This window comes from Brevibacterium sediminis (assembly GCF_024895295.1).
Classification (GTDB): domain Bacteria; phylum Actinomycetota; class Actinomycetes; order Actinomycetales; family Brevibacteriaceae; genus Brevibacterium; species Brevibacterium sediminis.
In genome coordinates this window covers 365,088-379,513 of sequence record NZ_JAHQRN010000004.1, presented here as the reverse complement: position 1 = coordinate 379,513, position 14,426 = coordinate 365,088, and the positions used below count along the sequence as shown (strand labels likewise).

Genomic DNA, 14,426 nt, shown 5'->3' with positions numbered 1-14,426 from the left:
TATTGAGATGGGCGGGGTTCCACAAGTTGGAACGCGAAATCAGCCACGCAGTGCGCGGTCGGTGATCGACTTCGCCCCGCGGCCGATGGCCACGGTTCCCGACTGCACGATCTCCTTGATCCCGAAGGGTTCGAGGACCTCGCGCAGGGCTTCGACCTTGCCGAGCTCACCGGTGGCCTCGATGCTCACGGAGTCGGGTCCGACGTCGACGATCTTCGCCCGGAACATCTCCACCGCCGAGGCGACCTGGGGTCGTGTGGCCGCATTCGCCTTCACCTTGTAGATGATGTGCGCACGACGCACCGAGGACTCGGGTTCGAGTTCGACGATCTTGATGACGTTGACGAGCTTGTTCAGCTGCTTCGTCACCTGTTCCAGCGGAACGTCGTTGACGTCGACGACGACGGTGATCCGGCTCAGCTCCTCATGTTCTGTCACACCGACGGCGAGGCTGTGGATATTGAAGCCGCGGCGGGCGATGAGCCCGGTGAACCGGGTGAGCACGCCGGGCTTGTTCTCGACCAGGACAGAGAGTGTATGTCGGCTGCTGTTCATTCCAGGCCTCCTTCGATCTGAGCCACGGAACGCACCGTGCCGTCTTCGTTCGCTCCGGCCTCGGCGATGGCGGCCTCGGCCTCCTCTTCGCCCTCTCCGTCGAACTCGGGACGGATGCCGCGGGCGTACTCGATCTCATCGTTCGACACGCCTGCCGCGACCATCGGCCACACCATCGCATCCGGTGGGACCGTGAAGTCGAGGACGACCGGTCGGTCATTGATCGACAGCGCCTTCTCGATCGCGGCGTCGACATCCTCGTTGCGGTCCACGCGGATCGCCTCACAGCCGTAGGCTTCGGCCAGTTTGGCGAAGTCGGGAATGCGGATCGTCTCGTGACCGGTGTTGAGGTCGGTGTTCGAGTAGCGGCCGTCGTAGAACAGGGTCTGCCACTGACGGACCATACCCAGCGACGAGTTGTTGATGATCGCGACCTTGATCGGGATGTTGTTGAGCGCACAGGTGGCCAGCTCCTGATTCGTCATCTGGAAGCAGCCGTCACCGTCGATCGCCCACACCACGCGGTCGGGCTGGCTGACCTTCGCACCCATGGCCGCGGGCACGGAGTAGCCCATGGTGCCGAGACCGCCGGAGTTCAGCCAGGACTTGGGGCGTTCGAATTCGATGAACTGAGCGGCCCACATCTGGTGCTGCCCCACGCCTGCGGCATAGACCGCCTCGGGGCCGGTGAGCGCAGAGATCCGGGAGATGACGTACTGCGGATCGCACAGTTCGCCGTGCGTCTCATAGCCGAGCGGGTAGGTCTGCTTGAGACGGTTGAGGAAGCGCCACCACGGTTCGCGCTGGCGCTCCAGAGCCTTGGGGAACTTGCTGCGCATCTCTGCGAGCATCTCGGCGAGCACTTCGCGGGCATCGCCGACGATGGCGACATCGACCTCTCGGTTCTTGCCGATCTCGGCAGGGTCGATATCGGCGTGGATGACCTGGGCGTTCGGGGCGAACGAGTCCAGCTTTCCGGTCACGCGGTCGTCGAAGCGGGCACCGATGGCGATGAGCAGGTCGGCCTTCTGGAAGGCGGTGACGGCAGGCACGCTGCCGTGCATTCCGGGCATGCCCAAGTGCAGCTGATGCGAGTCGGGGAAGGCTCCGCGCGCCATGAGCGTGGTCACCACGGGGATGTTCGTGGCCTCTGCCAGGCGCAGCAGCTCCTTCTCGGCCTCCGAGCGGATGACTCCACCGCCGATGTAGAACACCGGGCGCTGAGCCTCGGACATCAGGCGTGCGGCCTCGCGGATCTGCTTGGCGTGCGGCTTGAGGATCGGGCGGTAGCCGGGCAGCACCGGCTCTTCCGGCCAAACGAACGGGGCCGTGCCGGTCTGCGCATCCTTGGTGATGTCGACGAGCACGGGGCCGGGACGGCCGGTTGTCGCGATGTGGTGGGCGTTGACGAGCGCCGCCGGAATGTCCTCGGCACGTGTGACGAGGAAGCTGTGCTTGGTCACCGGCATCGTCATGCCGACGATATCGGCTTCCTGGAAGGCGTCGGTGCCGAGCAGCGACGAGGCCTGTTGACCCGTGATCGCGAGCATCGGCACGGAGTCCATGTGCGCATCGGCCAGAGCCGTGATGAGGTTCGTCGCCCCCGGACCCGAGGTGGCGATGCACACGCCGAGCTTGCCCGATGCGGCCGCATAGCCTTCGGCCGCGTGGCCGGCGCCCTGCTCGTGACGGACGAGGATGTGACGGATCTTGTCCGTCTCGAACAGCGGGTCGTAGGTGGGAAGGATGGTGCCGCCGGGAAGCCCGAATACCGTGTCGACCTCGAGCTTCTCGAGGCTGCGGACGATCGCCTGTGCGCCGGTGAGGACCTCCGGCCCGGTGTTGCGGCGAATGCTGGACGGTGTGGCTGTGACCGGTGCGGACGCGGGTTGAGTGCCCGTGTCTTTCGCGGTCGAGGGCTTGGCTGCCATCGATTCCTATCCTTCCTGGGTTTCCTTCTCATCTCCGCATTAAAAAAGCCCCTCCGGATTCGGTAGGGGCGCGCGGAACGTGTCGTCTCGACAGGCTACGGAAGATCCGCGCGCTGGGTAATAACGACGACAAGAAGGTGAGTCATGCCTCAATAGTTCCCCGCAGCACTCGAGGGTGTCAAACCTCGCAAACGTTCGTCCCGACATTCGAGACCGACGATGATTGCCAGGCGAGACTCGCCGAGGCGGCACAGCGTCCCCATTCCCCACCGCCGTTCCGCTCGACCTCAATTTTCAGCGCACAGAGAAACGGGAAGCCTGTTTGCCGGATTCGTGGAATAGATCACAGTCTGCGACTAGGCTGGATTCTCGTGCGCCCCCTCCTCCGTTTCTGGCCTGACCTCCGCTCCCGCATCGGCGTGTACGTCCTCGTGCTCGTCCTCACTCTCCTGGCCAACGGAATCCAGCTCATCGTCCCCGTGATCACCGGCTACATCGTCGACGGACCCATCGCCCACCGCGATCTGTCGGGCCTGTGGCTGCCGGTCCTCGGGGTCCTGTTCATCGGCATCGCCGAGGCTGTCGGGATGTGGGCACGGCGCATGGTCGTCGCTCCCGTCGTCTCCCATTGGGAGGTGACGTGGCGTTCGCGCCTGTTCGATCGTCTGCAGTACACCTCGGTGGCGATCCACGACTCCTGGGAGTCCGGCCAGCTCCTCTCGCGCGCGGTGAATGATCTGTCTCAGCTGCGTCGCTTCTTCGCGTTCGGGCTCCCGTTCCTCCTCTCCACACCGATCGTGCTCGCCGTCGGCACGGTGATGCTCGTGATCATGCAGCCCGTCTTCGGTCTGATCATGATCATCATGGCAGTGCCGGCGATCATCGCGGTCGCCGTCTTCGAGAAGCACTATCGGGAGACCTCCCGTCGGTCGCAGGACACTATGGGCGAACTGACCACCGACGTCGAGGAGTCCATCCAGGGCATCCGCATCCTCAAGTCGTTCGGACGCTCCCCCTGGGCCGCCGAGCGCTTCTCCGAGATCTCCACCCGGCTGAAATCTTTGGAGATCCGCAAAGCGAAGCTCGACTCCTGGTTGTGGAGCGTGCTCCTGCTGCTGCCGACCCTGGCTCAGGCCGCGATCGTCGCCGTCGGCACGTGGGGTGTCATCGAGGGCTGGACGACGATCGGCACGGTCGTGGCGGCCGTGACGATCTCGATGGTGCTGCGGATGCCCATCGAGATGCTCGGCTTCCTGCTCGCCGATGCGCTCATGGCGCTGACCGCCGCAGGACGGTACTGGGAAGTCATCGACATCCGCCATGACATCACCGATACCGACGGCGGTGTCGACGATGCTCCCGAAGTCGGCCACTACCGCGGGAAGCTGCGCTTCGACGACGTCGATTTCCATTTCTCTGATACCGAGCGACTGACCCTGCGCGGTCTCGATCTCACCATCGAGCCCGGTCAGACTCTCGCTCTCGTCGGGGCAACCGGCTCGGGGAAGACGACTCTGGCGTCTCTGGTGCCCAGGCTTCAGGACGTCTCCGCCGGCACGGTGAGCATCGACGACGTCGATATCCGAGACATGCCGGTGAACGAGCTGCGTCACCTCGTGTCCGTATCCTTCGAGGACCCGATCATGTTCTCGACTTCCGTGGCCGAGAACGTCGAGATGGGTTCCCCGGGCGCGGGCGAGGAAGAGATCTGGGAGGCCCTCGAGATCGCGGCGGCGAAGGATTTCGTCTCCCGACTGCCCGATGGTCTGGATACGCAGGTCGGCGAACAGGGACTGTCGCTTTCCGGCGGTCAGCGTCAGCGCCTCGCTCTGGCTCGTGCGGTCATCGGGCGTCCGCGCATCCTCGTTCTCGACGACCCGCTCTCGGCCGTCGACGTCGACACCGAGGATCGGGTGCAGCGGGCCCTGCGGGAGATCCTGCCGGATTCGACGACTCTCATCATCGCCCACCGCCCATCCACAGCGGCATTGGCCGATGTGGTGGCGGTGCTCGACGAGGGCCGGATCGCAGCGCTCGGCACCCACGAACAGCTGCTCGAGTCCTCGAAGCTCTACCGCGAACTCATGGGGGCGAGCGCGAAAGCCGATGCACACACGTATCCGGGTGCGGCCGCCTCGGCGAAGGAAGGAGGGACACCATGAGCATGCCACGTCTCGACAGCGACGACGAGATCGAGTCGCTGCCGCCGGACATTGCGAAGAAGGCCCGCACCCTGCTGATGTCGCTGGTCAGGCCGCACCTGGCGATGGCCGTCTTCCTCGCCGTCATCGTCGTGCTCACGGCTGCGCTGATGGTCATCGGGCCGGTGTTCATCGCTGATGCCCTCGATCGAGGTGTGCCCGCAGCCATCGACGGCGATATGGATCCCCTGATCCGGGCGGTCACGCTCTTCGTGGTCTCAGCAATCGCCTCGGCGATCTTGGCGTTCACGTCGACCAGGCTCGTCGGGATCACCGCTCAGCGGATCCTCTTCACCCTGCGCGAGCGGGTCTTCACCCATGTACAGCGTCTTGACCTGGGTTATCACGAGAAGTCGACCTCGGGTCGGCTCGTGTCCCGGCAGACCTCGGACATGGAATCGGTGCAGCAGTTCCTGTCGTATTCGCTCTTCGACACGGCGCTGGCGGTGCTGCAGATGCTCTTCATCGCCGTCACCCTCGTCGTCCTCGATGTGCCGCTGGCGATCGTCGTCTTCGCTGGATTCGTGCCGCTGTTCTTCATCACGAAGGCGGCGCATTCGACTCAGCGCAGCGCCTACCGGCGCACGCGGACGTCGATCGCGAAGGTCATCGTCCACTTCGTCGAGACGATGGGCGGCATCCGCGCCGTGCAGGCGTACCGGCGTCAGCCCGAGCGGCGCGGGACCTTGAGCGATCAGGATGCCCGGTATCGGGATGCGAACACGGATGCCCTGCGCGGGGTGGCCTGGTTCGCCGGGTGGACGCGGCTGATCGGCAACGTCACGCAGACGGTCATCATCGTCATCGGTGCGTGGCTCGTCATCGAGGGGTGGACGCAGATCGGCGTGCTCGCCGCCTTCATCCTCTACCTGCGTCGTTTCTACGGTCCTCTCGATGAACTCGTTCAGGCTTTCAATCTCTACCAGTCCGCCTCGGCGGCGCTGGAGAAGATCGCGGCGGTGCTCGACACCGACCCCGAGGTGGTCGAACCGACCCAGCCGCAGGCTCTGCCTGCGCACGCAACCAGTGACGCGGCTGCCAGCGGTCGTGCCCTCGATCTCGACGACGTCCGCTTCGCCTACTCCGACGGCCCCGACGTCCTCCCCCGCTTCGATCTCCACATCCCGGCGGGACAGATCGTCGCGCTCGTCGGCGCCACCGGCGCGGGCAAGTCGACCCTGGTCAAGCTCGTCACCCGCTTCTACGATCCAAGCGTTGGAAGGATCACCCTCGACGAGGTGGATCTGCGTGACCTCGACGATGCACAGCTGCGATCGTCGGTCGTCATGGTGACGCAGGAGTCGTTCCTCTTCGCCGGCACCATTGCCGACAACATCCGCATCGGCAATCCGGGCGCCGGAGATGACGATGTCGTGGCGGCTGCGACCGCGGTCGGCTTGGATGCGTACATCCGCCGGCTGCCCGAGGGCTATGCCACGGATGTGAAGAAGCGCGGCGGCCGGTTGAGTTCTGGCCAGCGTCAGCTCGTGTCCTTCGCCAGGGTGTTCCTCGCCGATCCGGATGTCGTCGTCCTCGACGAGGCGACCGCGCACCTCGACATCCCGTCCGAGCGGCTGGTGCAGAACGCTCTGGCCACGGTGCTCGAGGGCCGGACAGCGATCATCATCGCCCACCGCCTGTCCACTGTCGAGATCGCCGACCGCGTGCTGGTCATGGAATCCGGTCGGATCATCGAGGACGGCACACCCGACGAACTCATCTCCGGCACCGGGAAGTTCGCACAGCTGCACCAGGCCTGGCGCGACTCCCTCGTGTGAGGTCCTTCCGTCCTCCTGCCGCTCGTCATCACCAGCTTGGTCGACTCAGCAGTTCCGGCAAAGTATGTTGCTGTGTAAAAGACGAATCGAATCGACGAGGAGGACACCCGTGAACTCCGAGGCACAGAACGAGACCGAAGCAGCGGCCGACATCGACGATGTGGTCGAGATCGACAGCGATGCCGAGATGAGCAGCCGAACGGAAGAGCGTCGGATCATCGGCGACGCCATTGCCCGTGGCGGTCAGGCGACGAGGTGGACCGCAGCGATCATCGCCCTCCTGTTCGTTGCCTCGGGACTGTGGTGGGCGGGAGGGCTTGTGATAGTCGCAACGACATTCGATCTGCCACGCCATGCGACCCAGCGCTACGCGCGCAAGCGTGGAATCGAGCTGGACGTTCCTTCCATTGATGAGACCGAGAAGACGTCCTGGTTCGGGTTGATCATCGGAGTGGTCTTCTTCCCCGCACTCTGTGGACTCATCGTGGCCGAGGCGAAACTCGGCCACCCCCTGCTGCCGTGGTCGTGGAGGACTCCCCTCTACGACTCGGAGGACTTGTACATGGTTATGCCGATGGCCCTTGCCGGCTTGGCCATCACTGTTTCCTGGTTCATTCGCCGACGACGAGCGGCACGAACCGATACCGGCCGTGACGAGTGATCGTCAGCTCGTCGGAGCCAGGACCGTCTCGAACGACGCGGAGCATCTCCCCTGTGACGGGAATGACCATGGTGGCGCCGACGGTCAGCTGATCGACGAGCTGGTCGGGCAGTGATTCTGCCCCGGCGGAGACGAGGATCCGGTCGAACGGTGCCTCAGCCGGGAGGCCGAGGGCACCTGTAACGGCTTCGTGGAGGACCACCTCGGCGAGGGTCTCTCGGCCAGCGGAATCGGCGGTGACAGCTTCGATGGCCGCCCGCGAGGATTCGACGAGCTCGGGATGCCGTTCGACCCCGAGCACCCGCCCGGTCGGCCCGACGAGGACGGCGAGCAGCATCGAGGTCCATCCGGAGCCAGATCCGAGGTCGAGGACGGTGTCCCCCAGCTGCGGATCAAGCAGCCGGAGCATGTCCGCGACGGTGCTCGGCTGCGAATTCGTCTGCCGGTGCCCGATCGGCAGGGGCACATTGTCTGAGGCGTTCTGACGTTCCGCCATCGGCAGGAACGGTTCGCGCGGAACCCGGGCGAATGCCTCGGCGATTCGATCGTGCGTCTCATCCGTTGTCATGGTTCCTCCGATCCCCAGCGACCCCCCGGCACCTCCCATTGTGCCGATCCGCGCTGAGGGCACAATGGCGTCACCGAGTATCGTTGTGCCGTGACTCAATCTGATCTCGGCCGCGCCCAGAGCCTCATCACCTCAATTCCTGACTATCCCGAACCGGGAGTTGTCTTCCGCGACATCTCCCCGCTGCTCGCCGATGGTCCGGCGATGCGGGCCGTCACCGAGGCGCTCATCGAGCCTTTCGCAGGTCAGTTCGATATCGTCGGCGGGCTCGAGGCCCGTGGCTTCCTCTTCGCGGGTACCATCTCCGCGATGACGGGAGTCGGAATCCTGCCGATCCGCAAGGCTGGAAAGCTCCCCCGCCCAGCGGCTGCTGTGTCGTACACGCTCGAATACGGCACTGCCACGATCGAAGGTCCCGATGTTCTGAAGGAGGGCGAGCGCGTGCTGCTCATCGATGACATCCTCGCCACCGGCGGAACGCTCACAGCGGCCCAGTCCCTGGTCGCCGATCTCGGCGCCGAGGTCATCGGCTCAGCCGTCGTCCTTGAGCTCACCGCGCTCGGCGGACGCGAGCACACGGGCGAGGTTCATACCCTCTTCGCGGAGTGAGACGCCTCAGCTGACTCGGACGTCCTCAGCCGATTCGGATGAGGACGTCGCCGGCAGAGATCGGCCCCGCCTCGGCGAGAGACAGGTCTTCGGCGTCGGCTTCGAGGACGACGACCGGAACGACCACGGACTTCTCCGCCTCCCGGGCGGCGGCCAAGTCCCAGACGACGATCTCTTCGCCGGCCTCGACCTGCTGCCCGGCCTCGGCACGGAGCGTGAAACCCCCTCCCTTCAGGTGAACGGTGTCGATGCCCAGGTGAACGAGCACACCCTGATCGGGCCGGTGAGAGATGACGAACGCGTGGGGTTTGAGGCTCGTCAGCTTTCCTGAGACAGGAGCCGTGACCGTCAGGGTCGCGGCCTCGCCGGGGTCGACGGCCGCACCGGGGCCGACGAGCGCCTTTGCGAAGACGGGGTCGGGAACCTCCGTCAATGGGATCACCGTGCCGGTGATGGGTGCAGCGATCGTGACTGCCATAGTCAGCAGGCCGCCTTTCTCCAAAATCAGTTGTACTTCGCCTAGACTGACCTCAGACTACAGACAAGGATCACTGTCGACCAGCAGATGCTCACCGGCGAGCAGAGGAGACGAAGACGTGACTCAGCCCATGAGGTCTTCGATGTCATCGACGAGGTTGTCGGCCTCCGGACCGACGACGACCTGGACCGCGCTCCCCTGCACCACCACGCCGAAGGCACCGGCTGCCGTGAGCGCCTGTTCGTTGACGAGAGAGTCATCGTCGACCTCGACGCGCAGGCGAGTGATGCACGCTTCGATGTCGTCGATGTTGTCGGCACCGCCCAGTCCGGCGAGGATCTGCGCTGCTTTGTCCATGTCTGTCACCTTCATCTCCGGCGTCCACGCGCCGGCGTCGATTTCACGTTCTGCGATCTGCGTCACAAGTCTACGGCGACTCGTGACCGACTGCCCCATTTCCGAGGAGGAATCCGATGACCACCGCATCCGCTGAGGCACCGAAGAAGCGCAGGAAGGCGATACCAGGATTCGCCCAGCTCCAACGCGTCGGGCGCTCCCTCATGCTCCCGATCGCCGTGCTGCCGGCCGCGGCCCTGCTCATGCGCTTCGGCCAGCCGGACATGCTCGGCGCCGACGGACTCGGCCAGTTCGCGGACTGGCTGCTGCCGGTGGCGACGGTCTTCGCGGCCGCCGGTTCGGCTCTGTTCGACAACCTGCCGCTGATCTTCGCCGTCGGTGTGGCCATCGGCTTCGCGAAGAAGGCCGACGGCTCCACGGCACTGGCTGCCGTCGTCGGCTATATGGTCCTCACCGGAGTCTTCACCGCCATGGCTCCGAGCTTCGGCTCGGACAACGGTGAAGGCGAGAACGTCATCAACTTCGGAGTGCTCGGCGGAATCGTCGTCGGCATCATCACCGCCCTGCTCTATCAGCGCTATCACCGGATCAAGCTGCCGACCTACCTCGGCTTCTTCGGCGGTCGCCGTTTCGTCCCGATCGTGACTGCGGTCGCGTCGATGGTCATCGCCGTGATCATGGCGCTCATCTACCCTGTCTTCGACGCCCTCATCAACAAGGGCGTGGGCGGCTTCCTCATGGAGCACGGAGCCAACCCGGGCACAGGCTTCGTCTTCGGCACCATCAACCGTCTCCTCATCCCCTTCGGACTGCACCATCTGCTGAACAATCTGCCCTGGTTCCAACTGGGTTCGTGCACCACCTCCTCGGGGGACACCGCACACGGCGACATCACCTGCTTCTTCTCCGGTGTGGACGGCACGGCCGACTGGACGGGGTCATTCATGACCGGCTTCTTCCCGATCATGATGTTCGCGCTGCCGGCCGCGGCCCTGGCGATCTATCGCACCGCCCATCCCAAGCGCCGCAAGGTCGTCGGCGGCATCATGCTCTCGGTGGCGCTGACCGCCTTCATCACCGGAATCACGGAGCCGCTCGAATACGCCTTCGCCTATGTCGCATTCCCGCTCTACGCGGTCCACGCCGTACTCACCGGCACATCTCTGGCATTGGTGAATGCGCTCGGCATCAAATCCGGGTTCGGCTTCTCGGCCGGTGCGCTGGACTATCTGCTCAACCTCGGACGAGCGTCGGAACTGTCCGGCGGCATCGGACCGGTCCTGCTTCTGCTGGTCATCGGCCTGGCCTATGCCGTCATCTACTACTTCCTGTTCCGGTGGGCGATCATCAAGTTCAATCTGCACACCCCGGGCCGCGAGGACGAGACCGACACCGGCACCGGTGCTCCTTCGGTCTTCGACGAAGCCCAGATCGCCGCCGAAGAGTCCACGGGCAAGAAGCGCGCACAGGACGAGGGCAGAAGCTGACCGTCCATGGAATGCTCCGGGGCCCGGTGACGTTATACGCTCGGTTCGGTGCCCTCACCGGGTGCCGAACCGGCGGACCCGATCAGTCTCGGATCCGTCCTGACCAGTGCATACGTGACGAAAGGCGGCACCATGACGGTTCCCACACTCACTCTCAACGACGGCAAGACGATCCCGCAACTGGGATTCGGCGTCTTCAAGGTCGACCCCGACGAGACCGAACGCATCGTCACCGACGCCCTCGAAGTCGGCTACCGCCACATCGACACCGCTGCCGTCTACGGCAATGAGGAAGGCGTAGGCCGGGCCATCGCGAAGTCCGGGATCTCCCGCGACGAACTCTTCGTGACGACCAAGCTGTGGAATGACCGCCACGGTGCGGAGGAATCCAAGCGGGCCCTCGGAGAATCCCTGGAGAAGCTCGGCCTCGACCATGTCGACCTCTACCTCATCCATTGGCCGACCCCGGTGAACAAGAACTCCGTCGAGACCTGGGAGGCCTTCCCCGGCTACCGCGACCAGGGCCTGACCACCTCGATCGGCGTCTCGAACTTCGACCACCGCTTCCTGCCGGAGATCCTCGACACGGGCATCATCCCGGCCGTCGACCAGATCGAGGTCCACCCGCAGTTCCAGCAGGTCGAGACCCGTCCGCTGCTCGCCGAGCACGACATCAACATCGAAGCCTGGGGTCCGCTGGGCCAGGGCAAGGTCGACTACGCGAACACCGTCATCGGTGAGATCGCCGCCGCCCATGAGAAGTCCTGGGCTCAGGCGATCATCCGCTGGCACCTGCAGAAGGGTCACGTCGTCTTCCCGAAGTCGAACAACCGCGACCGCATGGAGCAGAACTTCGACGTCTTCGACTTCGAACTCACCGACGCCGAGGTGGCAGCCATCGACGCGCTCGAAAACGGCGGCCGCGTCTCGGCCGATCCCGCCGAGGTGAACTGACCCGTTCAGGTTCGACCAAAACCTCGCCGAGGCGGCCCACCCCGACCAACGATCGTGACCGACGTGGCCGGTTGGGCAGTCAGGTCGACCAATGACGAAGCCGCCGGAGAGTTCCGACTCTCCGGCGGCTTCGTCGTTCTGTCACGCCACCGTCCGCCCGTCGACGCCGAGGACGACGGCGTCGATGAGCACCGGTCCGTCGGCCTGCAGCGCTTCACGGTAGGCCGCGTCGAACTCCTCGCGAGTCGTGGTCCGGCTGGCCGGGACACCGTAGCCCTGCGCCAACGACACGAAGTCGATCGTGCCCAGAGTCAGCCCCGGGGTGTCAGGGACGCCCATCCGCTCGGCGAATCCGGAGAGCGCACCGTATCCGGAGTTGTTGACGATGACGAAGATCGTCTTCGTGCCCAACTGGGCGGCTGTGTACAGAGCTGTGAGCCCGTAGTTCGCCGACCCGTCACCGACGGTGGCGACAATGGTCTTCTCCGGGTCGCCGATCGCCAAACCCAGCGCGACCGGCAGCCCGAAGCCGAGCCCTCCCGAGGCCGGGAAGTGGTACATGCCCGGCCTGTCGATGACGATCCGCTCGAGGTAGTCGAGGTCGAGGGTGGTCGTCTCATTGACGTACACGACGCTGTCGTCGACATGATCGTTGAGCACGGCGAGCACCTCGGTGCCGGTCATTCCCTGCTCTGACCGCGGCGGGGAGGTGACGATTCGAGACCCACGGTCGCCTCGGCGAGTTCCTCGATCCGTCGTCGCTGCAGCGAGGTCGGCGAGCGCGGTCGCGACGTCCGCGACGACGGCGCGGCCGAACGGTGCCCGTGTCGCCTCACGCGGGTCCTGGGTGATCTGGATGACCTCGGTGCCCGGCTCCAGATAGTTCGCCGGCTCCCAGCGGTGGTACCGGAACGTGGCGGCTCCCATAACGAGCACGACGTCGTGGCCGGACAATCGGTCGCGCACCGATCGGATGCCCGGAACCAGGACGCCTTCGAAGTTCGGATGGGTCGTCGGGAACGGGCACCGCGTCGGTGAGGGTGCGACGTAGACGGAGGCGTTCAGGCGTTCGGCCAGCACCATTGCGTCCTCATAGACCGTCGGATCAGCCACGGCTGCGGCATCGACCTGCGGGCCGAGGACGAGGGCAGGGTTCTGTGCCCCGTCGAGGACGTCCGTGAGTTCGCGGCGCAGCGACTCCGGCATGGTTCCTGCCGTCGTCACCGAACGCTTCGCCAAAAGTGCGTCATCGGGGAGGGCCGGTTCGTCCCAGTCATCGAGCGGAACGGACACATAGACGGGACCACTCGGCTGGGTGGTTGCCTCGAGTGCCGCCTGCGACAGCGTGCGCGGCACGTCGGTGGCCGACAGCGGCTCGTGCGAGTACTTCACCAGCGGGGCGGGCAGCATCGAGGCATCGACGCTGGCGAGCATCGTCTCCTGACCGACGGTGCGGCGCACCTGCTGACCTGCGAGGACGACCAGCGGAACGTGGCCGTAGTGGGCGTTCGTCAACGCCCCCATGCCGTTGCCCGACCCCGAGGCGGCGTGCAGATTCACCAACGCCGGCCCTCCCGTGGCCCGTGCGAATCCTTCGGCCATACCAACGACGACCTGCTCGTGCAGACCGAGGACGAACCGGAAGTCGTCGCCCAGTCCTGCGAGGAACGGCAGTTCGTTCGATCCCGGATTTCCGAAGATCGTCGTCATCCCGTGGGCACGGAAGACCTCCAGACTCGCGTCGAGGACTGTCTTCTCTCCGTCGTCTCTGTCGGATTGGTCGACCATTGTGCCTCTGCTTTCGTTCATAGTTCTCGCACGGAGGAGCCGAGTTGCGTGGCGCCTCTCCCACCTCACCATATCCGTTGGCGCATCAGCCCAGCACGCGGATCGGCTCTCCTGTGACCCAGGCTGCGATGTCCTCGACCGCCTGAGTGAAGAAGATCCGATAGGTGTCTTCGGTGACGTATCCCAGGTGCGGGGTGAGCACAGTGCGCGGTGTGCTGCGGAGGCGATGGTCCACCGGCAGCGGCTCTTCGTCGTGCACGTCGAGTCCGGCCCCACGGATCCCACCTGCTTCCAGCACGGTGATGAGCGCGTCGGTGTCGACGAGTCCGGCGCGCGAGGTGTTGACGAGGATGCTGTCGGGCTTCATCGTCTCAAGTTCGGCGGCTCCCACGAGTCCTCGGCTGCGGTCGCTGAGTTTGTAGTGGATCGTCACCACGTCCGCGGTGGAGAACAGTTCGTCCTTGCTCACCGCGCGCACGCCCAGGGCGTCCGCCCGTTCCGCGTCGAGGTTCTGGCTCCACGCCACGACGTCCATTCCGAAGGCCGCACCGACCCGCGCGACCTTCGTTCCCAGACGTCCCAGACCGACCACGCCGAGGCGGTGCCCATCGAGGTCTCCCCCGACGGTCGACTGCCAGCCGCCGCCTCGGACAGCGGCGTCCTCGGCCGGGATGCTGCGCAGAACGGATAGGATGAGTCCCCAGGTCAGCTCCGGTGTCGCCGAGGTGGTCGACTCGGTTCCGCAGACCACGATCCCCTGCGAACGCGCCGCCTCCACGTCGATGGAGGCGTTGACCCGTCCCGTGGTCACGAGCAGACGGAGGTCCGGCAGCCGTTCCAGCCGGCCGGCGGTGAAGGCGGTTCGCTCCCGCATCGCCACAGCCACCTCGGCGCCGGAGAGGACCTGCACCAGGTCATCGTCGTCGACGATGTGACGATCGATGAACTCGACCTCGGCGTCGAGACCGCTCCAGTCCGCGAACTTGCCTGCCACCTGCTGATAGTCATCGAGAACGACGATGCGCATTGTGTTCCTCTCCTGAAGTCGTGTGACCTACA

General features: G+C 65.2%; 13 protein-coding genes. 6 read left to right on the top strand and 7 right to left on the bottom strand.

What is annotated here, in order from left to right; genetic code table 11:
* Positions 1-39: 39 nt before the first annotated feature.
* Entirely contained in the window at positions 40-555 is a 516-nt protein-coding gene (gene ilvN, locus KTJ89_RS11710; protein ID WP_139468869.1) for an acetolactate synthase small subunit, read from the bottom strand.
* Positions 552-2,486 carry an acetolactate synthase large subunit gene (locus KTJ89_RS11705; RefSeq protein ID WP_139468870.1) on the bottom strand — a complete coding sequence of 645 codons (1,935 nt, stop codon included), beginning with the start codon at positions 2,484-2,486 and terminating at the stop codon, positions 552-554. The genes ilvN and KTJ89_RS11705 overlap by 4 nt, the downstream gene beginning before the upstream one ends.
* Before the next feature lie 371 nt (positions 2,487-2,857).
* Here KTJ89_RS11705 and KTJ89_RS11700 point away from each other — a divergent pair, with 371 nt between their 5' ends.
* The 3 genes from KTJ89_RS11700 to KTJ89_RS11690 all read left to right on the top strand — a co-directional run bounded on the left by KTJ89_RS11700 (position 2,858) and on the right by KTJ89_RS11690 (position 7,126).
* On the top strand, positions 2,858-4,648 hold the full coding sequence (locus KTJ89_RS11700; RefSeq protein WP_259357860.1) for an ABC transporter ATP-binding protein: 1,791 nt from the start codon (positions 2,858-2,860) through the stop codon (positions 4,646-4,648).
* Positions 4,645-6,465 (top strand): ABC transporter ATP-binding protein, encoded by a 1,821-nt coding sequence (locus tag KTJ89_RS11695; RefSeq protein ID WP_259357859.1) that lies wholly within the window; start codon positions 4,645-4,647, stop codon positions 6,463-6,465. Before KTJ89_RS11700 ends, KTJ89_RS11695 begins: the two co-directional genes overlap by 4 nt.
* A 109-nt stretch (positions 6,466-6,574) precedes the next feature.
* Positions 6,575-7,126, top strand: coding sequence for a hypothetical protein (locus KTJ89_RS11690; RefSeq protein WP_259357858.1), 552 nt, complete (start codon positions 6,575-6,577; stop codon positions 7,124-7,126).
* On the opposite strand, the gene KTJ89_RS11685 is transcribed toward KTJ89_RS11690, so the two are convergent.
* Positions 7,077-7,694: a protein-L-isoaspartate O-methyltransferase family protein gene (locus KTJ89_RS11685; protein ID WP_259357857.1), complete on the bottom strand. Its 618-nt coding sequence runs from the start codon at positions 7,692-7,694 to the stop codon at positions 7,077-7,079. The two genes, KTJ89_RS11690 and KTJ89_RS11685, sit on opposite strands and share 50 nt — an antisense overlap.
* A gap of 90 nt (positions 7,695-7,784) precedes the next feature.
* Between KTJ89_RS11685 and KTJ89_RS11680 the strand changes: the two genes are divergently transcribed.
* Positions 7,785-8,303: an adenine phosphoribosyltransferase gene (locus KTJ89_RS11680; protein WP_139908485.1), complete on the top strand. Its 519-nt coding sequence runs from the start codon at positions 7,785-7,787 to the stop codon at positions 8,301-8,303.
* A gap of 25 nt (positions 8,304-8,328) precedes the next feature.
* On the opposite strand, the gene KTJ89_RS11675 is transcribed toward KTJ89_RS11680, so the two are convergent.
* Together KTJ89_RS11675 and KTJ89_RS11670 are read right to left on the bottom strand one after the other, a co-directional pair.
* The gene (locus KTJ89_RS11675; protein ID WP_259357856.1) at positions 8,329-8,781 is read right to left on the bottom strand and encodes a PTS sugar transporter subunit IIA; all 453 of its coding nucleotides are present in this window, start codon (positions 8,779-8,781) and stop codon (positions 8,329-8,331) included.
* A 123-nt stretch (positions 8,782-8,904) separates the two neighbouring features.
* Positions 8,905-9,237: a PTS sugar transporter subunit IIB gene (locus KTJ89_RS11670; protein ID WP_259357855.1), complete on the bottom strand. Its 333-nt coding sequence runs from the start codon at positions 9,235-9,237 to the stop codon at positions 8,905-8,907.
* 17 nt (positions 9,238-9,254) lie between these two features.
* On the opposite strand from KTJ89_RS11670, the gene KTJ89_RS11665 reads away from it, so the two are divergent.
* Entirely contained in the window at positions 9,255-10,625 is a 1,371-nt protein-coding gene (locus tag KTJ89_RS11665; RefSeq protein ID WP_259357854.1) for a PTS transporter subunit EIIC, read from the top strand.
* A gap of 132 nt (positions 10,626-10,757) precedes the next feature.
* The gene (locus KTJ89_RS11660; protein ID WP_259357853.1) at positions 10,758-11,579 is read left to right on the top strand and encodes an aldo/keto reductase; all 822 of its coding nucleotides are present in this window, start codon (positions 10,758-10,760) and stop codon (positions 11,577-11,579) included.
* 141 nt (positions 11,580-11,720) lie between these two features.
* On the opposite strand, the gene mdlC is transcribed toward KTJ89_RS11660, so the two are convergent.
* Entirely contained in the window at positions 11,721-13,367 is a 1,647-nt protein-coding gene (gene mdlC / locus KTJ89_RS11655) for a benzoylformate decarboxylase (protein ID WP_139908489.1), read from the bottom strand.
* An 85-nt stretch (positions 13,368-13,452) separates the two neighbouring features.
* Positions 13,453-14,394 (bottom strand): D-2-hydroxyacid dehydrogenase family protein, encoded by a 942-nt coding sequence (locus KTJ89_RS11650; RefSeq protein ID WP_259357852.1) that lies wholly within the window; start codon positions 14,392-14,394, stop codon positions 13,453-13,455.
* Between the last annotated feature and the right edge of the window lie 32 nt (positions 14,395-14,426).

What these genes read in the sequence shown, in the direction of transcription:
- ilvN (WP_139468869.1), bottom strand. Translation starts at nt 555, where the DNA reads ATGAACAGCAGCCGACATACACTCTCTGTCCTGGTCGAGAACAAGCCC.
- KTJ89_RS11705 (WP_139468870.1), bottom strand. Translation starts at nt 2,486, where the DNA reads ATGGCAGCCAAGCCCTCGACCGCGAAAGACACGGGCACTCAACCCGCG.
- KTJ89_RS11695 (WP_259357859.1), top strand. Translation starts at nt 4,645, where the DNA reads ATGAGCATGCCACGTCTCGACAGCGACGACGAGATCGAGTCGCTGCCG.
- KTJ89_RS11685 (WP_259357857.1), bottom strand. Translation starts at nt 7,694, where the DNA reads ATGACAACGGATGAGACGCACGATCGAATCGCCGAGGCATTCGCCCGG.
- KTJ89_RS11675 (WP_259357856.1), bottom strand. Translation starts at nt 8,781, where the DNA reads ATGGCAGTCACGATCGCTGCACCCATCACCGGCACGGTGATCCCATTG.
- KTJ89_RS11670 (WP_259357855.1), bottom strand. Translation starts at nt 9,237, where the DNA reads ATGGGGCAGTCGGTCACGAGTCGCCGTAGACTTGTGACGCAGATCGCA.
- KTJ89_RS11665 (WP_259357854.1), top strand. Translation starts at nt 9,255, where the DNA reads ATGACCACCGCATCCGCTGAGGCACCGAAGAAGCGCAGGAAGGCGATA.
- KTJ89_RS11660 (WP_259357853.1), top strand. Translation starts at nt 10,758, where the DNA reads ATGACGGTTCCCACACTCACTCTCAACGACGGCAAGACGATCCCGCAA.
- mdlC (WP_139908489.1), bottom strand. Translation starts at nt 13,367, where the DNA reads ATGGTCGACCAATCCGACAGAGACGACGGAGAGAAGACAGTCCTCGAC.
- KTJ89_RS11650 (WP_259357852.1), bottom strand. Translation starts at nt 14,394, where the DNA reads ATGCGCATCGTCGTTCTCGATGACTATCAGCAGGTGGCAGGCAAGTTC.